We start from the raw sequence: 25,270 nt of genomic DNA on the forward strand, positions 1-25,270 counted from the left end.
ATGATGGAATCGCTAAAAACTATAAAAACTCCAACATAGTTACACCAACTATTTCACCCTTATCGTTACGAATAATATCAAACTCCTGACCACCCTTTTTAAATGCAGATTCACCTATTTTTGCAAAATTATTCCGCGTCAAATAATCCAGACTGTCATCAATCAGGTTGCAATTTAAACTTGTCGCCGTCGGTTTAACCCCATCCGCTGCACTATAGATAAAATGAGGGTTATTTTTGCAAAGCCTCGCCAATTCCCGAATATTATCCGGCGCTAAAATCCAATAGTCTAAACTGTAGGATTTATACTCTCTATGTTCAGAGAACGAAGCCGATGCAATGTACGCAACCGCTATCACACCAGTAATTAGCAAGCCCGAAATAATTTTTATCCACTTCACGTCATCTAGACTCCCTAAAACGATTCCCTATTTTTGCTGGTTTAATCTTGGTGAGAAAAAAAGGTAGTGGTACCGACATAGGACCACCAGACGCAGGAGGTATAGGAAATAAATAAGGGAAAGTGGAGTAATTTTTCATATCGCCAACTGCACCATATTTATCCCAAATCGATAGCGCAATTTTCTTACTGACTGGTTCACAGGTTTGTAAATGCATTCCATTCGGCTCAATAGCCCGGTAAAACCCAATTAAATTGGAGACAAGATCCTCTGCACTAAACCCGCTATTCGTAAATTTATTGAATGGAAACTCAGTTTGTAAAGATTCAAACGCATGTGAAACATTCATAAATATTGCAAGTGCTACTGTCTTCTTTTCTTCAATGCTGAGCCCACTTTTTATATAAAAATTTTTACTTACCCCTACTTTGAAATAGGGCCGTCCCATCATTTGCTTATAGGAAATCTTAAAGTAACCTTCAGACGCAGTTTCATTAGTGGCTTCATTTAATATCTGGTTCCAAAGACCTAAAGCCCCAGCAGGGTTTGCATGTCCCAAATCCACCCACCCGCACTTCCTGGTATAGATAAGGCCATATTTGCGTCCATTCGCTTCAGCACCGTCAACAATATCCGCTCTCGATGTCATACAACTTCCTTTGAAATGTCCATGATAGAAAAGGACTATATTGTGCCTGACATCCTCTCGCCTCCTTGGCAATTAGGTCACAATTTACTGTAACGGTGACGCAGTAAAGCACCTGGTACTATGCTGAAAAGCGCATTTTCTCTTCATTTGGTTCTAGTCCATTACGCAATGCTTCAACCATAGATGCGAAAGCCATAGGCGGGTGATCTAAACAAAATCCACCTTCAAAATAGCCGGTATCCTCACTGGTGCCAGACCATTTACAGGTTGCGTCCAGATCAAACTGCGCTATTTCATTTCCTCGAACTTGTATCAGCATGTGCAAACGTTCTTCTGGCACAAAGGGCGACTCACTAATCACCTTAAGGCCAGACTCGGAAATATCCAGCGCATAACCAATTAACGAACCATTGCGGGAATTACTGACTTTTGCCTGAAACAAAGAACGAAATTGTTGACGATTTTGATGACGCATAGCGATCAACCTCCATGAAGGATGCCGGGACGGCGAGATAATTACAGATTGTGCAAGTTAGCGTTTATAGATTGCACCTGTGTGAAAAACTGCCTAAAGCACGATGAAATTGCAAAAAATATACCCTCAGCAATAGTTGTCGTGTAAATGCAGAAATAGGTATTAGCCATAACTGGCTAAGCAGTAATAGGGATAACCAGCCAAACCGCTGATTAATAAAGGGAAAAAAACTGGTTTATGAATCAAGCCGGAGAGTAATCGCCATTTTCAGTCTCGCCACGCTGCACACGCATCTTCTCGACCAATAAGGTGAATTCCGCTGACCGCTGCTCCAAAATGAAGCCGGCCTCAAAATATCCAGTTTTGGGGTTGCTGCCGGTCCACTTGCAGGTGACGTCCAGATCAAATTGCAACACTTCATCCTCTTTGACGCGCATACGCAGGCGCACCGGCAAACGCGCGCCCTGCGCGAAGGGCGTATCGCTCAACAGCTTAAGCCCATGCTCCGAAACATCGCCCACATAACCAATAAGTGCATTGGTTTTGGGATTGCTAACTTTCACCCGAAAAATAGAACGAAACTGCAAGCGGCTTTGGTGGCGCATAACGATGTACCCGATTAAAAGTTGTACCAAAGCGGTAAAGCGACCAAAGTTAAGAAGAAATTAAGGGGCGTAAAGAAAAATACACCGAAAAATAAGCCGGAGCCGATTTCAATCCACAAAGCGGCCCGCAAACTGGTATCTCATCCTTGTTGATAAATAGTCGAGTTGATAATTTCCATATAGCCGTTGGTAGTTTGCAACCGTGCAAAACCAAACTGCTCATACAGTCCGTGCGCATCGCGAGTGACTAAATTAAAACGCCTCAACCCCTGCAGATCGGCATGATTCAGTATTTCTGCTACAAGCCATTTACTCAGTCCTTTGCCGCGGTGGTCTTCTAGAATAAAAACATCTGCCAAATAGGCATAGGTAGCGTAGTCTGAGATCACTCGAGCAAAGCCAACCTGCTGGTTTCGCTCAGTAAAAACACCAAAACACAACGAATTTTCAATTGCTCGTTGCATGGTCGTTTGTGGTATCCCTTTCGCCCAATAGCTTGAGGCGATAAATTGATAGACCACTGAAAAATCCAGGTCATTTTTATTGGCACTAATTTTGTACCCGTTAATCATTTAATAATCCTTTTTGTTACTGGACGAATGACCTACTTAGGCCACACCGGCAATTCACTCGTTTCATCGTATTCCGGGAAAATAATTATGTTAAAAACTTCACCCTCAAACACCCAGGCCATTAATTGCAGGTCGTCGGCGTAGTAACTTTTGCCGTCTTGCTTGAAGTCTTCGTCCAGCTGGAACGATGGAAAAATATCTTCCAATTCTTCTTCAGTGATACCCACAATAGGTTTTGAATCCAGCAAAGCTGAGTCTGCAATGACAGTGATTGAACTTAAACGAAAGCTATCTTCTTGTTGAAATGAAAATTCCAACCCGTTTTCAAACTCCCAAATTTCTTCTTCGGCCAGATTTTCTTTAAGCGCTGGCGCGCCCAGAAGGTTTTGCACCTCCGCGCGGGACATACCCAATTTGATATTGTTGATTCCGACTTTAGGGATAATATTCATGGTTGATAATTCCTCAAATTGAAACGACATCTGGCAGGTTATTGGCTACATCCTGATAACTGCGCGCACTCGTAAGCGCGGTGATAATAACAGGTAGCGGTTCAGCAAAAATCTCTGGAAAGTTCGCTTCACCCGATTTGACTATTGGAAAAGCCAACTTTTCGATGGGTGGGCAAAACTCAGCGCTGACACCGGTTTTGTTACCGCGCGGATCCACACGGTACCAGCCATAGTCTTCAAGGTATATAGCATTCAGTCCATGCAAACAAAATGGTGGGTTATCTGTAATAGTCAGTCGTTGATAGCACAGCGCCGCTGGAATTCCGTTCGCGCGCAAAAGCGCCGCAAGCAAATGGCTTTTTGCATAACAGTAGCCTGTTCCATGGGCAAGCACATCCGATGCTTTGCAAGTCACCGGGTTTAACTGGTAATCCCAACTGTGTTTGATTTCATCGCGCACGAACTCAAAGCATCGCTGCGCAATATCCTTAGAATTTGCAGCTCCACCTGCAAGCACTTGCGCTTTTTCTAATACGGCGGGAGTATCCCAATCTATGTATTCAGAAGATGCTAAAAACTTATCCATTTTTATTTGTTCACCATTTAACATAACAACATAAGCTATTAAAGATTAATATTTTTATATCGATCAATCGCAGCAAGGTATTCCTGTTCCGATAAGGGCGCTTGGCGACAAGCTGATTTAAGTTTGTAGGGCTTTAGTTCCGTACAAATTAACTCGACAAGCTCCCACGGCTGGCTATCCTGTGCGCGCTTCTTTAAAGCAGCCTCATAAATAGCATTACCAAACTCTAAAATTTTCACCATACCTTCTTCATTTTTGATGGCGCTTATATACAGCAACTTATTATAAGTCGCGATAAAATCACCATAGGCAGGTATTGCGTGATTAATAGAATCGCAATAACCAATCAACCTGGTGTAATAATCCTGGCTTTCATTTTCGGCATATTTCATTGCCAGAAATATCCAAGAATCTTCAAAGGATATGTTATTCATTAGCGCTTACCCACCGATAGCGATTTCGCGTACAAAATGATTCCAAATTGCAATACCAATGCAGTTAGTGCTGCAAGCAACAGCGCCGTAGAAAATCCAAAGCTACTGGTCGCAATTGCAACAATATAAAAAAACACCAGCATGCTGAGTAAACCCTGCATCATCGATTTAAGCGATCTTATGGCATGGGCGGCCGAGTGATTGCGGTGTGAAAATAACGCAATGGTGGAGCCCGCAATGGGGAATGCAGCAAATATCCCGCTATACGTGGGGCCAAGCCAGGCCGCGAAATGTGTCACGCTGACAACTAATAACAAGGCAAACACCATGCGGCAAAGAATCTCACTTGTCGATGCAGCAGCCACAAGCTGCTGCTGACCCAAGCGGGGCGAAAAAATGATTTGCAACAAAAGTACACAAAGAGCCACGCATACCGAACCAACCAGCGGTAAGCTCAACTGACCAACGAAGAACGCCACCGCAAAATAAACAGTAATGGAAAATAACAGCGCCAAGGACCATTGATAGCGACCGCACAACCATGCATAACTAAAACAAAAGGTTGATAAGGCAATAATGCCACTCACTGTAGCCGCCGCCGTGGCGCTGGCAAAATCCTGGCCCTGCTCCCAATAAATAAACCACAGAATAGGTGCAGCGATAATTGGCAAGCCCGATAACAAACCGGCAACACCGGCGCCCCAAACTCTGCCCGAAACAGCAACCAGCGCAATAAAAAGCGGAACAAGAAATAGTTTCAATAACGTCACGTTTGTTTACCAAATATCCATTTTTTATTCATAGCAACCGGCCGTCAGTATTGCCCCGGATTGTTCGTAATTTACTGTCGCACGATTTATAGTCACATGATTTTTAATCACATGCTAAGCTATAAACTCGATCGGCAAGACCTGATTAGCCAGCAAATCACCCTATTATAAAGCCAATAAGCCGCGCACATGATTATGGAAACCTTTGATAAAGCCATTGTCGACTTGATAAACAGCCAAGCATTTTCACGAGGCTTATTCGAAATCAACGAACAGTTTTACTATTTAAAACAGGAAATGCATATCCGGGATTTGCTCGTTCGGAGTTTAAATAAAACCCTCAATGACACGGTAGCCATTGCAGAATACCCAAGAGGCTATGTGCGGGCAAATGATAAATCTGCGCTTAACCTGAGCCGGCGGGATATTGGCCTATTTGCCCTTACCAAGGAAGGCTTTGATATAAAAGCACCCATTTATTCGGTAGAGATAAAATTTCACTATCCGCTGGATTTGTTTGCCAGGGAGCTGGATCAGCTTGGCCAGACCATTCACCACACTGAGGATTTGGAGAAACTTTGTTCGGACTGGAACCGGGAAATTTGTGATAACCAAACTAATTGCCTGGTGTTAATTATCTGCGAGCGGGATTGGTTGGAATTCGCCAGCGTTTCCGCTGCTGCCAACAGGGATTGCCCTATCGATCTCTCGCAAGAGCACTCCAGCCTGCGCAAACAATTGGCTACTTATATCACCGGTGCCGATTGCGACTTTAACCGGGCTCTGCGCACCTCAATTAAAAGCCCCAGCAATGTTACCCCGGACGCCAGTACTCGCTACACGTTTTTAGTGCTGTTTAGAAAATCCACGCGGGTGGACGAAACTCAGGAATAAAATATCGCCAGCCAAATAGTCACTTCATCAGGAGGCGTCCAACTGACTTTGTGCTTGCAATGTGCGGGAATATTCAAATAATCGCCAGCGCCCAAACGAACACTGGTGCCATCTGCAAATAACAGCTCACCACTCCCCTGTAACACCAAAACCCACTCGTGCTGATCTTGGTCATACCACTCACTAGATACTTGCCCCTTTGAAATAATTCGCTCAACTTTCACCGATTCAGACGCAGCAATTATCTCGAATACTTCATTTTTCAAATCTGCGGGAATATCTTGCAATAGATTTTTCGTTGTAATCATTTTCGTCGCCACAAGCTAAATTATTTTCTCATTAAATGCGGTGGAGAATTTTGAAACCTAGCGCAGATTAACTTTTAAGATCTAACCCCAAAGTCACCAACTCCACCATTGCCAACAATTCCGCATTCAATTTTTCTACCTGTTGCGCTTCCGGTGCGCCGGCGCGAAGTTGTTCTTCCAGATGCAAAGCGATGGATTCAAGTTGTAACATCCCCAGGCTGCCAGCGAGGGATTTTAGCGAGTGAACCTGATTGAGTGCGGAGGGTAAATCATTTGCTAACAAAGCTTCAAGTTGTGCCGGGAATTCGGCGCGCTCGCGCGCAAAGCGCTCCAGCAAACGTTTGTATAAGGCTTCATTATTCATCAGGTGATGCAAAGCCCGTTCGGTATCTATACCGCCATTAAATAGAAATTCAAAGCGGCTCACCGGGGGAACCACCGTATCGGCCAGGCGACAGCTGTGCCCCCACTGTTCCAGTAATTTATATAGCTCAGGAGGATCAACCGGTTTAGCGAGATAGTCGTCCATGCCTGCTGCGAGGTAGGATTCTTTGTCACCCGGCAAAGCGTTAGCTGTGATGGCAATAATGGGTAGACGCTTGCCCTTTTCCAATTGACGAATGCGGGTAGTAGCCTCAACGCCATCCATACCTGGTAATTGAATATCCATCAGCACCAAATCAAAATTATCCTGCTGTACCGCCGTAATGGCGGCCAACCCTGAGTCGACGCAGCGTGCCTGTGCGCCCATAGCATCGAGCAACGATAGAATAATTTCCTGATTGAGCGGGTTATCTTCCACCACCAGTATGAGGCAATTGAGCGGCGCATAGTGTTGGGTTGGTGAACGACCCAAGGGGGCAGCGGAAAATACCAGCGGAATATCTGCTTCCTGACTTTTTTCCAACTGCACCCGCAAACGAAAATTACTACCCTGCCCCAACACACTTTTTACATCTATTTTTCCATCCATTAACTCTGCGAGGTTTTTGCAAATTGAAAGCCCCAGCCCCGTACCTTCAAAACGGCGCGCACTGGAAGCATCAACTTGCTGAAAGGGCTGGAATAATTGTTCTATTTTTTCCGGTGCTATACCGATGCCGGTGTCTCTGACTTCAAATAACAACTCAACTTTTTTCTCCCAATCGCGAACCTGGGTTACGCTGATACTGATAAAACCCTTGTCAGTAAATTTCACCGCATTTGCACAGAAGTTGATAAGTATTTGCCCCAGACGCAACGAGTCGCCCAGCAGAAGCTTGGGGACGCGCGGATCTATAACTACTTTGACTTCCAGTTTTTTTGCCGCAGCTTTCTCCCAAACCAAATCGAGCGTTTTATCAATCAACTGATCAATTAAAAATTCACTGTGATCCAGCTCCAACTTACCCGCTTCCATGCGCGAAAAACTGAGAATATCATTGATAATTTCCAGCAAGTGTTCGCCGGAGCCGCGAATTTTTTCCAGGTACACTTTTTGTCGCGTATCCGGATTGCTGGTAAGCGCGACATGCGCCAGGCCGATAATCGCATTGAGGGGGGTGCGAATTTCATGGCTCATATTGGCGAGGAAGTCTGCTTTACTTTTCGAAGCGGCGAGCGCCTGATCTTTAGCGATAATTAATTCGCGCGTGCGATCATTCACCAAATCTTCCAGGTTTTGATTCACCGCTTCCAGTTGCTGGCTGTCTATCACACGATCAGTATAATCCAGCCAAACACTGGCAATGGCCTGTGGGCGTTGATTGCGCGAGTACTCAACCGGAAAACGGACAATCCGAAAATAGCGCGCTTCATCCTCCCGAGTTGTTAATGCAACAATTTCATCGTACCGACACGACTCCGGAGAACAACGCAATTCTTCGTCGACCAATGGCCGTAGCCAGGTGGGTATCGGCAGCTTGTCAAATTCGCGCCCGAGCAAATCCGCTTTATCGATTCCTACAAGTTTGCAAAACGATGGGTTAGCAACAATCACATGGTGATTCATAGACAACATATGCACCGGCGGTGGCAAGTTATCCAGCAGCGAACGAAAGCGCCCTTCACGCGCAGCAAGACGCCGCCGATTAGCGAGCGCACTAAACGTGAGTATCAGAATTAACGCCATGGCACCGGCGGTAAGGCTCACAATAATATTGCGCGATGCGTAATAGGGGGTCATGGCCTCACTCAGATCCTGCTCCACTATCACACCCAACTCCATTTCCGGAATCCAGCGGCCCGCCCCGACTACCGCCACACCTCGGTAATCCCGATAATCCACACGCACTAAACTCGCTTCGTGATTAATTAAAAAATCTGCCATCTCGGTGAGGGGGGCATTGCCATTATCGTCCGTCGGAATGCTTACGGGTGTGCCCAAACGCGCTTCACGCTGCTGCTCCAGCGTTAATAACTCTTTGGCTTTGCTACCAAAGCGCGCGGGAGTAATAAATTTTCCGTGTTGGTCGATTGCATAAATATCGCCGGAGCGCCCCGTCCACCCCTTAAGGAAAATGGGAAAGAAGCTGGTCTGGGTATTAAAACGCAAGCAAAAAAAACCGTGGGAATCACCTTGATTTTCCAAAGATACACACATGTTTTGCATGAGTGTGCCCGCTGGCTGTTGGCCACGCGGCCCTTCAATTGGGCGCACCGCCGTGACCGGGCGCGAAATGGCCGGTTTGTTTACCAAGGCTTTACTGAGTACTTCCAAGGTTTCTGGCAACAACACGGGTTGTCGAACGTAACCGGGCGTGCTTGCTGCAACAATAATGCGCTGCTCATTAATTACCGAAAAGCCGTCAAAGCCCATCACCAACAAAATTGGATATATCCATTCGCGCAAAGCCTGGTGGGTAGCAGGGTTATTACCTTCTTCCTGGAGAACTTTCAGCAGCAGTTGCCTTCCCTGAGCGGAATCAGCGAGCATTTGAATGGCGGCAATATTTTGCTGTTGCCAGACATTAACCAACTCAGAAAATGAACCGAGGGATGTGAGTAGGTGTTCGCGAATAACGCGCTCTTGACTTGCATGGATGTGGCGTAATGCGAGGGAACTAAAAAAAAACAGCAGCGCTATAGCGAGCGCTGCAAAGATCAGGGTGGGATTAACCCGCGAGAGAAATTGAAATCGTTGCGCTAACCAATGTGCGATGCTTGGCATATTTCCAGTTTACTTTGCAAATCCCGTTCGACCCACGCCAGCAGCTCGCGCCCGGGCATAGGCCGCGCCAGCAGGAACCCTTGTGCCTGCTTACACCCCAGGCTTTTAAGCAAGTGTAGCTCGGCTTCGGTTTCCACGCCTTCAGCAACAGTAGTAATTCCCAAGCGCTGCCCCATATCGATAGCAGATTTCAAAATATTGCGCAGGTACTGCCGCGCCGGAGCACCACCGACAAACGAACGGTCAATTTTTAGTTCAGAAAAGGGAAAGCGCGATAATTGCTGCATAGAGGAAAAACCAGTGCCGTAATCATCGATAGAAATTCCAAAACCTTTCAACCGCAAACGGCTGATAGTAGCCAGCGCAGAAGGCAAATCTATTACCAACGCACTCTCGGTAATTTCAAAAGTAATAAAATGTGCGGGGATACCCTGGCGAATTACGCGCTGGATAATTTCATTCGCCAGATTAAATTCCGCAAGGGATTTTGCAGAGAGATTAATTGCCACAGGGACATATTGACCCAACTCCCACCACTCGTTCATATCCATCAGGATTTGATCAAGCACCGATAGGGTTAAATCGCCAATCAAACCATGTTCTTCGGCGAGCGGGATAAAGACTCCCGGCGGAATCCAGTCGCCCTGCGCATTCTTCCACCGAGCTAAGGCTTCTACACCGGCAAAGCTAAGGGTTTCCAGATTAATCTTCGGTTGGTAGTGCACCTGGATTTTGGCGCGATCGAGTGCAAGTTTTAATTGCTCCGACGTAGTTTCAATCGCAATCGCGGCGTGCTCATCCAGTACGCACACTCCGGCGTGATAACGAGACAATGCATCGGCGAGATCACTCGGGTTTACCGGTTTGCGGAACGAACCCAGCAAGTGAATACCCAGCGCTTCGGCCATGGTAGCTACCGCACTTATCAGAACTTCGTCAGAGCTACTTGCAAGCACCACTGCCGGGCGCTTGGGCAGCTGCGCTAATTGTTGCAATACTTCAATACCGTCCATCACTGGCATTTCCAGATCCAGTAACATAACAGCGGGTAAATGTTGTAGCTGCAGCAATTGGTCGAGTGCCAACTTACCGTTGGCCGCCTCATACACTTGATGAATACCAAATGCACGCAAACATAAATGCGCGCTGTACCTGTGCATGCTGCTGTCATCCACCACCATGACACCCTGCTGCAAAAGATCAGTGTGCAGATTCTCGATTTGGCTCAATTGGGTAGACGTATTTAGCGAAATCATAACTTGCTCTTTTTCTCCGTTGGCCGGGAGGATAGCAAATTCCTGTTTGACAGAATTAATTTTTTGTAAACAACTCGCACGCTTAACGCCAGTCAATCATTGACCGCATTGACGATTAACTGGCTAGGCGCTTTAGTAATGCTTGTGCTACTTCTGGCTTGCGATAGATTGACGGACGCATGACTTTTACCCCAACATTCAAGCCCTGCAAACTTTCGCAGTGACCAAGGATCAACCAACCACCAGGACGTAAACGTTTCAAAATATTATCCAATACTTTTTGTTTGGTCGCTTGGTCAAAATAAATCAGTACGTTGCGTAAAAATACAACATCAAACTGCTCGTCGCTCGCGCGTTCATGCAACAAATTGTGTTGCTCAAAACAAATCCGCGAACGCAGTGAGGGCACCACCGCTAACATACCTTCATAATCGCCGATACCGCGACGACAAAAGCGCTGCAAATAGTCCTTTGGAATATGATTGATACGCTCAGCGCGATAAACACCGGCGCGCGCGGTTTCCAACACTTTGCCCGAAATATCAGTAGCGAGAATATCCCAGTCGCATTTGCCCAAGGTATCGCTCAACACCATAGCGATGCTGTGTGCTTCTTCTCCCGTAGACGATGCTGCACACCAGACACGCATTTTGTGCGGACCAAGCTCGGGGATGATTTGATTCCGCAAAAAATCAAAATGCGCGGGTTCGCGAAAGAAATAGGTTTCGTTGGTGGTTAACAGATCCAACATGACCTGGCGCTCTTGCTCGCCCGCTGCACTGGATACAAACGCAAAATAGGATTCGTAGGTGGAGTGGCCAGTCAATTCCAGACGGCGCCACAAGCGGCCAGTGACCAATGCAGTTTTATCGGCGCCAATCACAATCCCCGCCGTGCGGTGCACATAATCGCGGATTTTGTGGAAGGCAAAGCTGCTGATCTCAGTGTTCACAAATGATTTCCTCTATCTCCAAACGATTTAACAACGCTGATGAATGAACCCGCTACCGACCTGTGTGACCTCAAAAAACACTCTCTTATGGGTTCACAGTGTGGGGGATTGGCAAAAAAGCCGTGAGAGTAGAATTACTCACCGCCATTAGGGGAAAACACCTAGTTACCCCGAATGCCGCCGGGTTAGTAGAGAACGGAATGCTCCAATGGCACCGAACACAAATGACGGAAACGTTTACAGGGGAAGGCGCTCGCGGGGTTAGCAACTAAAAAAGAGGGTTAACAAGAAAGCGGATGTGCGCGTCACTCTCCCTCAACCAAGAGAGAAATCGCGCCACACAGACCGTATTTAACGGGCCGGCAGCATAAAATCGCGCATCAGCTCCATCGCGGAATTCACACGCAGCTTTTCCATAATCCGGGCGCGATGGTTTTCTACCGTGCGCACGCTCAGATTGAGCTTCTGGGCGATGTCTTTACTCGGCATCCCCTCCAACACGGCTTGCAATACCTCCTGCTCTTTGGGGGTCAGCAGGGCGATACGCGCTTCGCGTGCCGATAAATCCAACCGTCGCTGATGCAACTGGCGACTGAGCGACAGTGCGGTTTGCAGCTTTTCCAGGAACTGATGGCCGTTGATGGGCTTTTCCACAAAATCATAAGCGCCCTGCTTCATTGCCTCCACGGCGGCACTTACCTCGGCATAACCAGTCACAATAATTAGGGGCGGGGGCACCGGATAGCGCTGCTGCAATACTTTATGCAACTGCAATCCGCTCACACCAGGCATACGCATGTCGGAAATCACACATTCACAGGGCTTTGGACTGTAAGCAGAAAGGAAGGCCTCGGCATCACTAAAGCAGACGGTTTCTACCCCTATGGGTTCGATAATGCCACTCATCAATTCCAGCGTTATGCTGTCATCGTCAATCAAATAGGCGGTCGCCAGGGCTGTTTTACTCATGAAGCACTCAACTTTCTGTATCTGATCGACTCTCGGAGGCCAAACTCCAGAGACACAAATAGGTTTGTTATAACCAATTCAATAACAAGATTTAAAAAGTGTAGCAGCGTCTCACCGATTTACCCGCCAAGGCCTTGAATTTGAGTATTTTCTCCGTTAAAAAGCCGCCACTTTTAATCACCTCGACGCAAATCATGACCAGACCTCTAACCCAAGCCTACTTACAACGCTTTAGCGGCATAGGTCGCCTCTATGGTCAGGACGCGCTGCCCGCCCTCACCAATGCCCACTTCGCCGTTGTCGGGCTGGGCGGCGTAGGCACCTGGGTGGCGGAAGCGCTGGCGCGCTCGGGCGTCGGTGAGCTTACCCTGATTGAAATGGATGAAGTCTGCGTTACCAACACCAATCGCCAATCCCATGCGCTACATTCCAACCTCGGCAAATCCAAAAATCAGGTGATTAGCGAACGCCTGCGCGACATCAACCCGGAAATTATTGTTCATTCAGTGGAAGACTTTATCGATGATCAAAATATTCACCAGCTGTTAGGCACGCAGCACCATGTGATTATTGATGCGATAGATGCAGCGCACTTGAAAGCGCGTTTGGTGGCTTATTGTTCCGCCGTAAAAATTCGTCTGATCGTGATTGGCTCATCAGGCGGCAAGCGCGATTTACAACGAATCACGGTGGATGATTTGGCGCGCGCGCAGAACGACCCTATGCTGCACAAAATTCGCCAGCAGTTATATCGCCACTTTAACTTTGCGCGCGACACCAAACGCAAATTTCGGGTGGATGCAGTGTATTCCGATGAACAAATGGTCTACCCGAAACCTGATGGCAGCGTCTGCCAAACCAAGCAGCACCTGGAAGACGGAGTAAAGCTGGATTGCACGGGCGGATTTGGTTCCAGTGTAATGGTGACCAGCACCTTCGGCATGCTCGCGGCCGCGCGCGCGATTGAGCGCTACCTGGCAAAGCAAACCGAGAAAGATTAGCTTGCCAACAATTCTTCTATGCGCGCAATGATTCCATTCAAACCATTATTGCGCGAAGGGGTTAAATGTTTTTCCAGACCCAATGATTTTAAGGTTCCTGCCAAATCGAGATTGCGTAATTCATCTCTCGACCTGTCATTCACCTGCACTAGCAAGAGCGCAGCGAGTCCTTTAATTACACTGCTATCTGCATCAAACGCAAAATAGAATTTTCCACCCCGCTGCTGACAAACCAGCCACACTGGTAACTCGCAACCACGAATGAGATTTTCCGGCGTGCGAATGTCCAATTTAGTACCTATTAATTTCCCCCATTGGATAATCAGTTTGTACTGCTGTTGCCAGTTACTGGCAATAAGCAATTGATCGAGCGATACAGGGGATAAATCGTCATAGAGCATAGTGATTTCAATCGCGAGGACGTTGGCAATGCGCGCATTAAACTCGCCTGCCAGATGATACGCAATGACCCAAACCAGCAAATATTCAGGTCTCTACGACTCATTTATCTTTATTTAACTTTACCTGATACCTGTCTGGTAGCGGCAAACGCAACGGGTAATATAACCGAGTGATCTGCACCATCGAGAAACGCAGACACCAACCACTGCAGCAGCCTCTCGCGTTTTTACGATAACTACATACAACTGTTAGCTAACCGACGAGGTATTTATGAAGCCCGTTTTTCGATGCGCACTACTGGTGACGCTCGGTTTGGTGTTGCTTGGGTGCAGCGCCACCTCAACCCAATCGACCAATCCATCACCATCCACCAACACCACACAATCACCCAATAACGCACAACCCACCCCGTCAGTAAAAGTTATTGCCTATTACATGGGCGACGGGTCAGATTTGGGCCGCTACAACGTTAATCAACTCACGCACATTATCTACAGCTTTCTCCATTTGAAGGGCAATCAGTTGGGCTTTGATTCAGCCAAAGACCAGCAGGCCATGCGCCAACTGGTAGCGTTGAAAAAGCAATATCCCCACCTGAAGGTACTACTGTCATTGGGTGGTTGGGGCGGCTGCGAAACCTGCTCCGATATTTTTAACTCGGCAGCCAATCGCCAGGCATTTGCACAATCCACTCTGAAAATCATCCGGGAGTACCAGGCCGATGGAATCGATCTGGATTGGGAATACCCCACTATAGAAGGTTTCCCGGGCCATAAATTTGCAGCGCACGACCGCGACAACTTTAGCGAACTGGTGCGCGAATTGCGCAAGGCGCTGGGTACGCATTACGAATTAAGTTTTGCGGCAGGCGGTTTTGATCACTATCTGGCAACGGCCGTGGATTGGAAAACGATTATGCCCCTTCTGGATAATGTCAACCTCATGACCTACGACATAGTCAATGGCGGTACACCACATACCGGTCACCACACCGCGCTTTACTCTACTCCGCAACAAAAGGACTCCACTGATAATGCCGTGCAGCACTTGTTGCGCCTGGGTGTAGCGCCGGAAAAAATTGTCATCGGTGCGGCGTTTTATGCGCGCGTTTGGAAGGAGGTCGCCCTAACCAATAACGGTTTGTATCAGACAGGCGCACACATTGAGGGAGCCGGCTTTAAGGAATTCCCAGCCCGTTACCCTTCCAATAAGGGGTTTGTCTACCATTGGGATGATATTGCCAAAGCGCCCTATTACTACAGTGCAACGCAAAAAATCTTCGCAACCTTTGATGACCCTCGTTCACTGGGTGAAAAGGTGAAGTATCTCCGCGCACACAAATTGGGCGGCATTATGTTCTGGCAATTGCCTCACGACACCGACAGCAATGGTTTGCTAAATAGCATCCGCGAAAATCTGGATCATAGTAAAAACCCATAAAAACACCTAATGACAACGTTGGTCAAAGTGACTATTAGCAAATAAATAGTCACTTTGAATCAGCACTTTAGGTGTTACCTTTTACCACCAAACTGTACAATTTAAGCATCAATATGCATTCAAACTTCCTATAAAAGTTATAAAAAAGTAATTATTTTCTTCAGCACGCAAAGGCCGCTTTGAGCGGGAAAAAAACTGTGCTTTACTAACCTGAACACACTCACTGCGGTTGATCAATTGCGATGGCCATTCAGCAAGATATTACGAAAGCCAGGCTGCTCGGAGTCCTGATTCTCATCACGCTTGTCGTATTACTACTGCAGTATTTCGGTCCACAGAAAACCCTGGTGCTGGGTGTAGATGCCGGCGTGCGTATCGAAACCATTGATGACCGCGGCAACGGCGGTGCGTCTATTGCCAAACTAACGCGCGAAGGGGAACGATTGATTCTGGATTGCGAAATCATCGCTTCCAGTTACGCGTGGCCCTACTGCGAAATCAGCTTCATTCTGACCAGTGACGAAACCGGACGCGGGATTGACCTAAGCGGCTTCAATGATGTGGAACTTCATATCCATTATTCACAACCCCAGGACTTTGGTATCCGCTTCCAATTGGTTAACTTCAACCCGGCCTACGCCACACCGACGGATACCAACTCGCAAAAATACAACTCCATTGAGCTCTACGACACGCATATCCGCTATCCGCAACTGATTGAGCTGAGTCACATGCAGGTACCCACCTGGTGGTTGAGCCAGGGTAAGATCGCGCCGGATTATTGGGGCCCCGAGTTTGACGATGTGCGCGGAGTACAAATAGCGACGGGCGAGCGCGTCACACCCGGCAAATACCAAATGATCATCGAGCACGTCGAGTTTCGCGGAAAATATATCAGCGATCACCAATTGCTACTCATTCTGGTGAGTGTGTGGACTGCACTGGCGTTGATTTATTTTTTCACCACGCTGCACAAAGCAAAATTGGAATTGCAAAGCCATCAGCAAAAACAGCAGCAACTGGAATCACTTAATCGCCTGCTAAATCAGGAACAGCAAAAACTGGAAGAGCGACTCGCGCGCGACCCACTCACCGGTGTACTCAACCGCGAAGGCCTTGCACCAATATTCCAACACCAGACGGAAGGCCACGCGAATTCACTGTCGCTAATATTTATTGATATCGACCACTTTAAAAAAATCAATGACCACTATGGCCACAATGTCGGTGATCAGGTGCTGCTGATTTTCGCCCAAACGCTGAGCGGTAATACCCGGGAGCACGATTTACTGGCGCGTTGGGGCGGCGAGGAGTTTGTGCTGGCTTGCCCGGACACACCACTGGAAAATGCCTTGGGCCTTGCGGAAAAACTACGCCGCTGTGTAGAAGAATGTGAGTGGCCCAAAGGAATGAAAGTCACAGCAAGCTTCGGAGTGGCGCAGCAGATGAATGATGAATCGCCCACCGATTTTATTGGCCGCGCTGATAAAGCCCTCTATGTAGCAAAAGCCCAAGGGCGCAATTGTGTGCGCAGCTCACAACACGGCCCGGCACAATTGAGTGTCGTTGGCTAGGCGAAACAAGCAATCCGCAACACCAACAGTTTCGAACCGATTATTGGGTTATTGGTGCACCGGGCAATTGAAATAGCCGGCAAGTGTTCTCCCACAATTGCGCGGCTAATGCCTCCACATTTTCACCTCGCAACTCCGCCAACACCTGCGCCACGCGCGCTGTGTTACACGGATCATTGCGCTGCCCCTGTTGGCCACACAACGGCATATCAGGCCCGTCAGTTTCCAATACAATTGCCTCGCAGGGCACACGCGAAAAAGTCGCACGTGTTTTTTGCGCGCGCTCATAGGTAATCGTCCCGCCCGCCCCCAAATAAAATCCCATATCAATCAGTTGCATGGCAGTGTCATAACTACCGCTAAAGGCATGTACGACACCACCATAGCGCGGCTTATTCTTTTTACACAGGGCGATCAATTCATTGTGGGTTTTTAAACTGTGTACCATTAACGGTTTGCGCCAGTGATTGGCAAGCTGAATATGCCAGGCAAATATTTCCTGTTGTTGCACCAAGGGTAGCTCGATAGTTTTATCCAGCCCACATTCCCCGATAGCGACAAATCGGTATTGTTCTGTAGGCGGCATGGACGCTAATAAATTCTCAATTTGCTCCGTGTATTTCGCAAGCGCCAGCTGACTCACATCCACTTGATAAATCCAGCAGGGGTGAATCCCCAATGAAAAGTAAAAATCCGGTGTTGCCAATGTCATGGCGACTAGCCGCTCCCACTGCGCAGGATAAACCCCAGGCATCGCCAGCCCATAAACCCGGTGAGCTTGCGCCTTCTGCCACACTGCAGCGCGATCCGCGTCAAACTCGGGAAAGTCAAAGTGGCAATGGCTGTCAAAAAATCGCATTTACGGCTACCCTGTGCTGGTCTTTTGCTCTGTACAGATTGTTATGCGCTCATTTTTTCGCAGTTTGTTATCCCGCTCAAGCGTCCCGTTACTTGCGGCAGCCTGTTCACTGATCGCAAGTATTTGCTGCCAGACCGCACGGGCAGACTCATCAGTGACCCTCATCGCGACCAGCGCGGCCGACACGAGTGCACAACCAGATTGCGTCATACTCTTGCACGGTCTGGCTCGCACCAGCAAATCGATGCGCCCGCTCGCGGAGGCATTGCAGGCAGCCAATTACCATGTAGTAAATGTTGGTTATCCTTCGCGTAAATTTCCTATCGTCCAACTAGCCGAACTGGCCATTGCTCCGGCGCTCGCCAAATGCCGCGAACATACGCCAACCAATATTCATTTTATCACCCACTCACTGGGCGGAATTTTGTTGCGCCAATATGTCAGTAATCACAACATACCCGAGCTTAAACGTGTGGTCATGTTTGCACCGCCCAATAAAGGCAGTCAGGTAGTGGATAAATTAAAAAATGTCCCCGGATTCACGGCATTGAATGGCCCCGCCGGTAAAGAGTTGGGCACGGATGCAGACAGCCTGCCAAACACCCTGGGGCCAGTCACTTTTGACCTGGGTGTGATCGCCGGCACACGCAGTATTAACTGGATTCTCTCGCTCTATTTGCCCAACCCGGATGACGGCAAAGTCTCGCTGGAAAATACCAAAATAGAAGGCATGCGCGATTTTCTCAGCGTTCCTGTATCGCACCCATTTATTATGAAAGATAAAAATGCCATTCGCCAAAGCCTAAACTATTTAAAGCTGGGTCATTTTATTCATGACAAGACATTGCTCCCGCCAAAAAAATAGCCAGTCACCTTAGGCTCAACAACAGTAACCGCGACAACTTACGCTAAACAAAAAACCAGACAGTGGAAATTTCTACCATGCGCGATGGATTGATAATGCACATTTGGCCCCGTTTCTTTTTGCTATTGATGTGCAGTCTGGTGTTAGCCAGCTGCAGTACAGTAAAAAATGCCAAACCCTGGCACCGCATTATTTTGGATGAAGAATTTACGGCAGCGGATGCTACACCCAACTATCGCTGGGCCGATTACCTCGCCCAGGAAACCCGCTTATTTGCACAGCTGCAACAAACTCTGCGCGCTAATCCACGCGCGGATGCTTACCGTTTTCAGTTTGATTCGCCGCTCAACTCACTCAATCACAGTCGCAATTGGAACCGCAGCTTTGTCTTAAAACCACAACACCTGCGCGGCGGCGTGGTGATGCTGCACGGGTTAAGTGATTCACCCTATTCCATTCGCAGCCTGGCATTACATTTACAGCAACAAGGTTTTTATGTGATTGGCGTGCGCTTGCCCGGGCACGGCACTTTGCCCACCGGATTGCTTAATGTGCAATGGGAAGATTGGGCAGCGGTTACTGAACTGGCCATGCGCGAATTGCGCCGGCAAATCGGTGATAACAGTGAACTGTCTATGGTTGGTTACTCCACCGGAGCCGCGCTCGCAATAAACTACGCACTACAGGCTCAGGAAAACCAGCAATTGCCGCAACCACGAAAAATGGTGCTGCTTTCACCCATGATTGGCGTCAGCAAGTTCGCCGCTCTCAGCAAGGGGCTGGATTTGGCTGGGCATTTACCGCTGCTGAGCGACGAGCGCTGGTTAAATAAAAAACCGGAATACAATCCCTTCAAATACAATTCATTTACTGTTAATGCAGGCTGGCAGGCGCACAGACTGACCAAGCATCTACAACGCAAAATCCAATTAGCAGCAGCGAAAAATAAATTAGTCAATTTTCCTCCCAGTCTCAGCTTTCAATCGCTCGTCGATACTACGGTAAGCACCGCCGCGATAGAGGAATATTTTTATCGCGCCCTGCCAGAAAATACGCAACAAAGCCCGAGCGAGCTGGTGATCTTCGACATCAATCGCAATCAATACTTTGCGCCCATTACCCGCAGCGACAGCAAGGAATTACTTAACGCATTATTTCAACCGACTGCACGCAATTACCATCTGGTAAAACTGGGTAATCGCACATCAGAGACCAACCAAATCAGCGAATGGCGCCGCCCTGAGGGTGCACTGTCCGAGCACGAAACACAACTGCCGCTTGAATACCCGCGCGGTGTATTTTCGCTATCCCACGTCGCCATTCCGTTTCCCATGAATGACCCCACCTTTGGACTTGAACCCGACGAGCAGGAATTTTTCGGAATCCGCTTGGGCAACCTGAGCCTGCGCGGTGAAAAAAATACCCTGGTAATACCGGCCGATGCCAACCAGCGCCTGAATGCAAACCCCTTCTATAGCTACATGGAACAACGCATTGATGAATGGCTGGGAATTTCACGTCCACCAGCTATGCTGTGATCTATATCTACGACCGGTCAACAGGTTGGTAAAACTAAAAAATCGTCACGCCAGGGGAGAAATGCCGGTGCCCAGGTTCACCGACTTAACATTCACCGACGCGAAAAACAGGTTTCAGCGTGGACTTGTTTACCTGTTCGCGATTCTCGCCAGCGTTGGCATAGCGCCCTTTGTAGTTATTCGCTATTTGAATGGCCAAGTGCTCAACGCAGCGATTGATCTGGCAATCGTGTCTATAGCACTGGGTAGCGCCAGCTATACCTATTGGCGCGGTCGGGCGACCCAGCTGGTTTCCAACGTGACTGCCGCACTTTACTCCGCCGGCGCCGTTGCCGTTGCCCATTTGAATGAACCCATATTTGTTTTCTGGTTATTCCCGGCGCTGCTCGCCAACTTTTTCCTGCTGAAGCCAAACATCGCACTGCTTGCCAATGTGCTGGCCATTCTGGCCATAGTGCCTATTGCGGCGCGACTGGAATCAACTACGCACATGTTCGCCATGATCTCGTCATTACTGATTTGCGGCAGCATGGCCTATAGCTTTGCCCTGCTCACCACGCGCCAACAGGAAATTCTGCAAAGTGTTGCTATCCAGGACGCGTTAACGCAGTTGGGTAATCGGCGCGCAATGAATGAAGAAATGCGGCTGAGTATCCACGACCATGCGCGCAACCAGATACCCGCCACCCTGATACTGCTTGACCTGGATTTTTTTAAAATGGTGAACGATAAATTCGGTCACAGCGTGGGCGATGGTGTGCTCATCCAACTCGCCGGATTGCTAAGCCGGCGCGTGCGTAAAACGGATCGGGTATTTCGTTTTGGCGGCGAGGAGTTTGTGGTGCTTGCACGCAATACTAACCTGGAAGATGCGGTGGTGATCGCCGAACAATTGCGAGCGCAAATAGAGCTGGAGCTGCGCGACCCTGAGGGTGCTCTCACTGCATCATTCGGCCTCGCCCAACTTGCAACCGATGAAAAGCTGGAGGACTGGTTTAACCGCGCGGACAAAGCGATATATCAAGCCAAACAATTAGGACGTAACTGTGTGGTGGTTGCCGATACCCAGCGCGATAGTTAATCAGAGTGAATCAATCATCAGCTTTGCGTTTCTTTAATTTCCGCCGCATTCTCGCTGGGCTATGCTCGCCATTATCAACAGCGCACAAGGATTCCCATGCAGTCGTTAATTTCCAACATTATTGACCAGGTTGACCAAGTATTATTGGGCAAAGACCAACAAGTTCGATTGGCATTGGCCTGCCTGTTCGCCGAGGGCCATCTACTCATTGAAGACCTGCCCGGTATGGGCAAAACCACGCTGGCCCATTGCTTGGCTAAGGTGTTGGGGCTGAAATTCGAGCGCGTGCAATTTACCAGCGATTTACTGCCCGCCGATATTCTGGGTGTAGCGATTTTTGAACGTGAGCAAGGGGTTTTTAAATTTCACCCGGGGCCAGTGTTTACACAGGTTCTGCTTGCCGATGAAATCAACCGTAGCTCGCCCAAAACCCAAAGCGCCTTACTCGAAGCCATGGAGGAAGGGCAAGTGACCATAGAAGGTAAAAGCCGCCCACTACCTACACCATTTTTTGTTATCGCCACCCAAAACCCGCTATCGCAAAGCGGAACATTTCCACTTCCGGAATCGCAGTTGGATCGCTTTTTAATGCGCATCTCCCTCGGCTACCCCAGCCCAGCCTCAGAGCGCATGCTATTTGAAGGGGTTGATCCCCGAGCGCGTATCCGCCAGCTCACTTCGCTGGTAACGCCCGAGCAATTGGCGGGCATACAACAATCAGTACATGTAATCAAAGCCAGTGATTCCCTGCTTGATTATGTGCAGCGACTGGTTGCGTTCACCCGCACCGATGCGCAATTCACCTACGGACTTTCTCCCCGCGGTGCACTCGCACTATTGCGCGGTGCAAAAGCCTGGGCATTGATTCACAATCGCGAATACCTGGTCCCAGAAGATATTCAAGCGGTATTGCCCGCTGTAGTCGGTCACCGCGTGCGCGGCCGAGGCCATAGCCAAGACACTGAACCGTTGGTAAAACACCTTCGTGAGAGCGTGAACGTACTTGCCTAACCCTATGAACAACCCCCGTAGTGCCTGGCGTATCGCTTGGGAAACTCGTTTCTATCGCTGGGTAGACACGCGTACCCCGCGCGCACGTTCCATCACTCTCAATCGCAAGAACCTCTATACCTTTCCCAACCTGACCGGACTGATGTTTCTATTGGTGACCCTAATCATTTGGATGCTGGGCACCAACTATCAGAACAACCTTATTCTGGCGCTCGCTTATCTGATGATGAGTATTTTCGTGGTGGCAATTCTTCACGCCTTTGCCAACCTCGCGGGTATTCGTGTCACGTTTATCGGCGCCAAACCGGCCTTCGCCGGCGAACCCACCTGCTTCGAACTTGAGTTAACAACCACCCACAAACAAGGCTGTGATCACCTGGAGTTGCGTTGGCCGGGCGGCGACACGCGCGTTGTCACACTCAATGCCAACGAACCTACGCGCATCACCCTGTACGCAAACAGCTCGGAACGCGGGTACTTGTGGCCAGGCCGGCTACTGCTGCAAAGCACATTTCCCCTGGGAATTATTCGTTGCTGGAGCTGGTTAAACTTGGATGCGCAGGCACTGATCTATCCCGCCCCGGTAGCCTGTGAAGAACCCCAACACCAAGCTACCGATGGCAATGAGGAAGGTGGCAACCCCCAGTCGGGTGGCGATGACTTCTCCGGATTGCGAACTTACCAGGCGGGTGATCCCATCAAACACATCGCCTGGAAACAATATGCGCAGGAAAAGGGACTATTTACTAAAGAATACGAAGCCTATTTTTCCGCTGAAAAGTGGCTGGATTGGCAGAGCCTGAACCAGCCGCAGGAGCTGCGCCTCGCCGGACTCTGTTTCTGGGCATTGCACTATGAGCTTCGGCAAATTCCTTATGGGCTCGCCATGCCAGACACACAATTGGCCCCTGCACTGGGTGATCATCACTTGAATGCTGTGCTTAAAGTTCTGGCCGAGTTTAATTTGCCACGCGCAGGGAATCAGCAACAATGATTGCACGTATATGGCAACGCGGATCAAAGGTTCCCGCAACCAGGACTGAGTACTTGGTACGCGATAAGCTCGTCTGGTTACTCATTATGCAGGCCGTATTAATTCTGCCGCTAATATTCAATCTCCCAGTGTGGTTATCCTTGGTGTGGGCCTTTGCGGCATGCTGGCGTGTTCAAATGTTTCGTGCCCGCTGGGGGGCGCCCGGCAAACTGACCAAAACCTTACTCACCTGCGCCTGCGCGCTGGGGATGTACGCTAGCTACGCGGGCCAATCAGGCACAGAAACCATGATTGGTCTGCTGGTTTGTGCGTTTTCACTAAAACTGATAGAGGTTAACTCCATCCGCGATGCACAATTATTGATCCTGATCGGTTTTATTATTTGCAGTACACAATTGCTATTTAGCCAATCGCCTCAAATGGCAGCTTACTGCTTGATTAGCGTGGCGCAACTCCTTGCAAGTTGGCGTTCACTCTACCTCACACGAGCCCAGACCACCGGAGCTCGCTTAAAGCGAGGCAGCGCAATCCTGCTCCATGCGTTACCCATCATGTTGGTGCTATTTGTGGTTATCCCTCGCCTCGGGCCTCTCTGGGCAACCCCCAATCAACAGGCCGCTAAAACCGGTTTTAGCGATAGTCTGGCCCCAGGCGACCTGGGCAATCTGGCACTCAACCCGGCACCGGCATTCAGAGTTAGCTTCAACGACAAGGTGCCAAGCGTCTGCCAACTTTATTGGCGCGGCCTGGTATTGGACAACTTTGATGGGCGTAGCTGGCGGATGCGCGATCCCTGGGGAGGAAGAACCATTGATTCTAATGAGATCAAGCGCGACTTGATAACTTACAACATTATTGTTGAGCCCCACGGTCAACCCTGGCTCTTTAGTCTGATGACTCCACAACAGGCCCAAACCCCATCAAGCACCGTACGCATTACAACGGATTCGCTGCTGATGAATCGCATCCCTGTCGCCCAACGCATGAGCTATGAGGTGACCTCGGCCCTACAGATTGAGTGGCCAGAGATGCCGCAATTATCAAAACCTCAGCGCGACAACTTCACTCGTCTGCCGAAAGGGAGCAACCCTCAAACTCGAGAAATGGCGCAGAACTGGCAACGTCAGCAATTAAGCGATCAACAAATTGTCGAGCGTGCACTGGCGTTGTTTAATCGGGAATTCAGTTACACCTTGCAACCTCCCACGCTTGGCCAGCACTCGGTTGACGAATTTTTGTTCCAGACGAAACGAGGCTTTTGTGAACATTTTGCCAGCAGCTTTAGTTTTTTGTTGCGCGCGGCCGGAATACCCGCGCGCGTAGTAGTAGGTTATCAGGGAGGTAAATGGAACCCCTTAGAAAATTACTTGCTGGTACGCCAATCAGACGCTCATGCGTGGACAGAAGTGTGGATTGAAGGAAAAGGCTGGCAAATGATTGATCCAACTGCGGCGGTCGCCCCCAACCGAATTGAACAGGGAATTAACGAAGCGCTTAGCGAGTCAGACCTAAAGCTGGTCAGCAGTGCGTGGGAAAACTCACCCCTATTCTTACAGTTACAAATTCGCTGGGATGCCGCAACCTACGTCTGGCAACGCTGGGTACTTAATTACGACACTGAAACTCAGGACGGATTGCTTTCGCGCTTGCTCGGCGGTACCGAACCCTGGCGATTAACACTTGGATTGATTGCACTGGGGTTGGTGGGCGCCGCACTTTTTGCGTGGCTACTGTTACGCAACCAACTTATCCACGTCGTACGACCAGAAGTACGCGCCATCCAAAAGCTGGAGCAAAAATTGGCGCAGTCAGGTCACAGACGCCCCCCAGGAGAAACCTTGGGTAATTTTATCCAACGTTTATTAAGTACTCATCCGGAATATAGGCAAGCGCTTGAAGTCATTCATCAGCTGTTTGTAAAGATCGCCTACGAACCACCACTCGCAACGCAGGTACATCACACTGATAAACCGCATCCCGATGAACTAAAACAACTGGAACGCGCGATAAAAAATTTTCCCAAAGTGTAAAAAAA

At 48.8% G+C, this 25,270-nt stretch carries 26 protein-coding genes; 10 read left to right on the forward strand and 16 right to left on the reverse strand.

Translation table 11 applies throughout. The features are described from left to right. Positions 1–19: 19 nt before the first annotated feature. The 9 genes from D0C16_RS10460 to D0C16_RS10500 form a co-directional block, all read right to left on the reverse strand. On the reverse strand, positions 20–400 hold the full coding sequence (locus tag D0C16_RS10460; protein ID WP_151032334.1) for a hypothetical protein: 381 nt from the start codon (positions 398–400) through the stop codon (positions 20–22). Between the two features lies 1 nt (position 401). Continuing rightward, positions 402–1,049 (reverse strand): DUF4056 domain-containing protein, encoded by a 648-nt coding sequence (locus tag D0C16_RS10465; RefSeq protein WP_151032335.1) that lies wholly within the window; start codon positions 1,047–1,049, stop codon positions 402–404. Between the two features lie 118 nt (positions 1,050–1,167). Further along, the gene (locus D0C16_RS10470) at positions 1,168–1,524 is read right to left on the reverse strand and encodes a PilZ domain-containing protein (RefSeq protein WP_151032336.1); all 357 of its coding nucleotides are present in this window, start codon (positions 1,522–1,524) and stop codon (positions 1,168–1,170) included. Positions 1,525–1,766: 242 nt separating this feature from the next. Continuing rightward, the gene (locus D0C16_RS10475) at positions 1,767–2,129 is read right to left on the reverse strand and encodes a PilZ domain-containing protein (protein WP_151032337.1); all 363 of its coding nucleotides are present in this window, start codon (positions 2,127–2,129) and stop codon (positions 1,767–1,769) included. Between the two features lie 140 nt (positions 2,130–2,269). Next, on the reverse strand, positions 2,270–2,650 hold the full coding sequence (locus D0C16_RS10480) for a GNAT family N-acetyltransferase (protein WP_225318978.1): 381 nt from the start codon (positions 2,648–2,650) through the stop codon (positions 2,270–2,272). Positions 2,651–2,733: 83 nt separating this feature from the next. Beyond that, a complete protein-coding gene (locus D0C16_RS10485; RefSeq protein WP_151032338.1) occupies positions 2,734–3,153 on the reverse strand; it encodes a hypothetical protein in 420 nt (139 codons plus the stop codon). A 13-nt stretch (positions 3,154–3,166) separates the two neighbouring features. Next, positions 3,167–3,739 carry a transglutaminase family protein gene (locus D0C16_RS10490; protein WP_151032339.1) on the reverse strand — a complete coding sequence of 191 codons (573 nt, stop codon included), beginning with the start codon at positions 3,737–3,739 and terminating at the stop codon, positions 3,167–3,169. Between the two features lie 38 nt (positions 3,740–3,777). After that, positions 3,778–4,173, reverse strand: coding sequence for a hypothetical protein (locus tag D0C16_RS10495; RefSeq protein WP_151032340.1), 396 nt, complete (start codon positions 4,171–4,173; stop codon positions 3,778–3,780). Then, positions 4,173–4,943: a hypothetical protein gene (locus D0C16_RS10500; RefSeq protein WP_151032341.1), complete on the reverse strand. Its 771-nt coding sequence runs from the start codon at positions 4,941–4,943 to the stop codon at positions 4,173–4,175. The genes D0C16_RS10495 and D0C16_RS10500 overlap by 1 nt, the downstream gene beginning before the upstream one ends. Positions 4,944–5,132: 189 nt before the next feature. Between D0C16_RS10500 and D0C16_RS10505 the strand changes: the two genes are divergently transcribed. Next, on the forward strand, positions 5,133–5,837 hold the full coding sequence (locus D0C16_RS10505) for a hypothetical protein (protein WP_151032342.1): 705 nt from the start codon (positions 5,133–5,135) through the stop codon (positions 5,835–5,837). On the opposite strand, the gene D0C16_RS10510 is transcribed toward D0C16_RS10505, so the two are convergent. The 5 genes from D0C16_RS10510 to D0C16_RS10530 form a co-directional block, all read right to left on the reverse strand. Next, entirely contained in the window at positions 5,828–6,145 is a 318-nt protein-coding gene (locus tag D0C16_RS10510) for a cupin domain-containing protein (protein WP_151032343.1), read from the reverse strand. The two genes, D0C16_RS10505 and D0C16_RS10510, sit on opposite strands and share 10 nt — an antisense overlap. A 67-nt stretch (positions 6,146–6,212) precedes the next feature. Next, positions 6,213–9,293 (reverse strand): ATP-binding protein, encoded by a 3,081-nt coding sequence (locus tag D0C16_RS10515; RefSeq protein WP_151032344.1) that lies wholly within the window; start codon positions 9,291–9,293, stop codon positions 6,213–6,215. Beyond that, positions 9,269–10,549 carry an EAL domain-containing protein gene (locus tag D0C16_RS10520; RefSeq protein ID WP_151032345.1) on the reverse strand — a complete coding sequence of 427 codons (1,281 nt, stop codon included), beginning with the start codon at positions 10,547–10,549 and terminating at the stop codon, positions 9,269–9,271. The genes D0C16_RS10515 and D0C16_RS10520 overlap by 25 nt, the downstream gene beginning before the upstream one ends. 115 nt (positions 10,550–10,664) lie before the next feature. Further along, entirely contained in the window at positions 10,665–11,501 is an 837-nt protein-coding gene (locus D0C16_RS10525) for a protein-glutamate O-methyltransferase CheR (protein WP_151032346.1), read from the reverse strand. Between the two features lie 351 nt (positions 11,502–11,852). Next, positions 11,853–12,470: a response regulator transcription factor gene (locus tag D0C16_RS10530; RefSeq protein WP_151032347.1), complete on the reverse strand. Its 618-nt coding sequence runs from the start codon at positions 12,468–12,470 to the stop codon at positions 11,853–11,855. Positions 12,471–12,664: 194 nt separating this feature from the next. Here D0C16_RS10530 and tcdA point away from each other — a divergent pair, with 194 nt between their 5' ends. Next, on the forward strand, positions 12,665–13,471 hold the full coding sequence (gene tcdA, locus D0C16_RS10535) for a tRNA cyclic N6-threonylcarbamoyladenosine(37) synthase TcdA (RefSeq protein WP_151032348.1): 807 nt from the start codon (positions 12,665–12,667) through the stop codon (positions 13,469–13,471). On the opposite strand, the gene D0C16_RS10540 is transcribed toward tcdA, so the two are convergent. Further along, positions 13,468–13,953, reverse strand: a complete 486-nt coding sequence (locus D0C16_RS10540) for a SufE family protein (protein WP_225318979.1) — start codon at positions 13,951–13,953, stop codon at positions 13,468–13,470. The genes tcdA and D0C16_RS10540 overlap by 4 nt on opposite strands. A gap of 190 nt (positions 13,954–14,143) precedes the next feature. On the opposite strand from D0C16_RS10540, the gene D0C16_RS10545 reads away from it, so the two are divergent. Both D0C16_RS10545 and D0C16_RS10550 read left to right on the forward strand, forming a co-directional pair. Then, complete coding sequence (locus D0C16_RS10545) at positions 14,144–15,313, forward strand: glycoside hydrolase family 18 protein (protein ID WP_151032349.1); 1,170 nt, start codon at positions 14,144–14,146, stop codon at positions 15,311–15,313. 242 nt (positions 15,314–15,555) lie between these two features. Further along, positions 15,556–16,887 carry a GGDEF domain-containing protein gene (locus D0C16_RS10550; RefSeq protein ID WP_151032350.1) on the forward strand — a complete coding sequence of 444 codons (1,332 nt, stop codon included), beginning with the start codon at positions 15,556–15,558 and terminating at the stop codon, positions 16,885–16,887. A gap of 40 nt (positions 16,888–16,927) precedes the next feature. Here the strand turns inward: D0C16_RS10550 and D0C16_RS10555 are convergent, their stop codons facing one another. Then, entirely contained in the window at positions 16,928–17,746 is an 819-nt protein-coding gene (locus tag D0C16_RS10555; RefSeq protein WP_151032351.1) for a TatD family hydrolase, read from the reverse strand. 43 nt (positions 17,747–17,789) lie between these two features. Between D0C16_RS10555 and D0C16_RS10560 the strand changes: the two genes are divergently transcribed. From D0C16_RS10560 to D0C16_RS10585, 6 genes are all read left to right on the forward strand, one after another. Continuing rightward, positions 17,790–18,611 carry a triacylglycerol lipase gene (locus tag D0C16_RS10560; RefSeq protein WP_191968689.1) on the forward strand — a complete coding sequence of 274 codons (822 nt, stop codon included), beginning with the start codon at positions 17,790–17,792 and terminating at the stop codon, positions 18,609–18,611. Between the two features lie 95 nt (positions 18,612–18,706). Next, positions 18,707–20,149 carry a carboxylesterase gene (locus D0C16_RS10565; RefSeq protein WP_151032352.1) on the forward strand — a complete coding sequence of 481 codons (1,443 nt, stop codon included), beginning with the start codon at positions 18,707–18,709 and terminating at the stop codon, positions 20,147–20,149. A 67-nt stretch (positions 20,150–20,216) separates the two neighbouring features. Beyond that, positions 20,217–21,230: a diguanylate cyclase gene (locus tag D0C16_RS10570; protein WP_225318980.1), complete on the forward strand. Its 1,014-nt coding sequence runs from the start codon at positions 20,217–20,219 to the stop codon at positions 21,228–21,230. 96 nt (positions 21,231–21,326) lie between these two features. Beyond that, positions 21,327–22,241, forward strand: a complete 915-nt coding sequence (locus D0C16_RS10575) for a MoxR family ATPase (RefSeq protein ID WP_151032354.1) — start codon at positions 21,327–21,329, stop codon at positions 22,239–22,241. Positions 22,242–22,245: 4 nt separating this feature from the next. Further along, on the forward strand, positions 22,246–23,235 hold the full coding sequence (locus tag D0C16_RS10580) for a DUF58 domain-containing protein (RefSeq protein WP_151032355.1): 990 nt from the start codon (positions 22,246–22,248) through the stop codon (positions 23,233–23,235). After that, positions 23,232–25,265, forward strand: coding sequence for a DUF3488 and transglutaminase-like domain-containing protein (locus tag D0C16_RS10585; protein ID WP_151032356.1), 2,034 nt, complete (start codon positions 23,232–23,234; stop codon positions 25,263–25,265). Before D0C16_RS10580 ends, D0C16_RS10585 begins: the two co-directional genes overlap by 4 nt. The last annotated feature ends 5 nt before the right edge of the window (positions 25,266–25,270 follow it).

Origin of the sequence: Cellvibrio sp. KY-GH-1 (assembly GCF_008806975.1) — a bacterium.
Classification (GTDB): Bacteria; Pseudomonadota; Gammaproteobacteria; order Pseudomonadales; family Cellvibrionaceae; genus Cellvibrio.

Bases quoted from the DNA above. Each gene is read 5' to 3' on its own strand.
- D0C16_RS10580 (WP_151032355.1), top strand. From the start codon at position 22,246: ATGAACAACCCCCGTAGTGCCTGGCGTATCGCTTGGGAAACTCGTTTC.
- D0C16_RS10475 (WP_151032337.1), bottom strand. From the start codon at position 2,129: ATGCGCCACCAAAGCCGCTTGCAGTTTCGTTCTATTTTTCGGGTGAAA.
- D0C16_RS10520 (WP_151032345.1), bottom strand. From the start codon at position 10,549: ATGATTTCGCTAAATACGTCTACCCAATTGAGCCAAATCGAGAATCTG.
- D0C16_RS10560 (WP_191968689.1), top strand. From the start codon at position 17,790: ATGCGCTCATTTTTTCGCAGTTTGTTATCCCGCTCAAGCGTCCCGTTA.
- D0C16_RS10585 (WP_151032356.1), top strand. From the start codon at position 23,232: ATGATTGCACGTATATGGCAACGCGGATCAAAGGTTCCCGCAACCAGG.
- D0C16_RS10530 (WP_151032347.1), bottom strand. From the start codon at position 12,470: ATGAGTAAAACAGCCCTGGCGACCGCCTATTTGATTGACGATGACAGC.
- D0C16_RS10565 (WP_151032352.1), top strand. From the start codon at position 18,707: ATGCACATTTGGCCCCGTTTCTTTTTGCTATTGATGTGCAGTCTGGTG.
- D0C16_RS10485 (WP_151032338.1), bottom strand. From the start codon at position 3,153: ATGAATATTATCCCTAAAGTCGGAATCAACAATATCAAATTGGGTATG.
- D0C16_RS10550 (WP_151032350.1), top strand. From the start codon at position 15,556: ATGGCCATTCAGCAAGATATTACGAAAGCCAGGCTGCTCGGAGTCCTG.
- D0C16_RS10575 (WP_151032354.1), top strand. From the start codon at position 21,327: ATGCAGTCGTTAATTTCCAACATTATTGACCAGGTTGACCAAGTATTA.
- D0C16_RS10490 (WP_151032339.1), bottom strand. From the start codon at position 3,739: ATGGATAAGTTTTTAGCATCTTCTGAATACATAGATTGGGATACTCCC.
- D0C16_RS10495 (WP_151032340.1), bottom strand. From the start codon at position 4,173: ATGAATAACATATCCTTTGAAGATTCTTGGATATTTCTGGCAATGAAA.
- D0C16_RS10515 (WP_151032344.1), bottom strand. From the start codon at position 9,293: ATGCCAAGCATCGCACATTGGTTAGCGCAACGATTTCAATTTCTCTCG.
- D0C16_RS10465 (WP_151032335.1), bottom strand. From the start codon at position 1,049: ATGACATCGAGAGCGGATATTGTTGACGGTGCTGAAGCGAATGGACGC.
- tcdA (WP_151032348.1), top strand. From the start codon at position 12,665: ATGACCAGACCTCTAACCCAAGCCTACTTACAACGCTTTAGCGGCATA.
- D0C16_RS10555 (WP_151032351.1), bottom strand. From the start codon at position 17,746: ATGCGATTTTTTGACAGCCATTGCCACTTTGACTTTCCCGAGTTTGAC.
- D0C16_RS10470 (WP_151032336.1), bottom strand. From the start codon at position 1,524: ATGCGTCATCAAAATCGTCAACAATTTCGTTCTTTGTTTCAGGCAAAA.
- D0C16_RS10505 (WP_151032342.1), top strand. From the start codon at position 5,133: ATGATTATGGAAACCTTTGATAAAGCCATTGTCGACTTGATAAACAGC.
- D0C16_RS10510 (WP_151032343.1), bottom strand. From the start codon at position 6,145: ATGATTACAACGAAAAATCTATTGCAAGATATTCCCGCAGATTTGAAA.
- D0C16_RS10545 (WP_151032349.1), top strand. From the start codon at position 14,144: ATGAAGCCCGTTTTTCGATGCGCACTACTGGTGACGCTCGGTTTGGTG.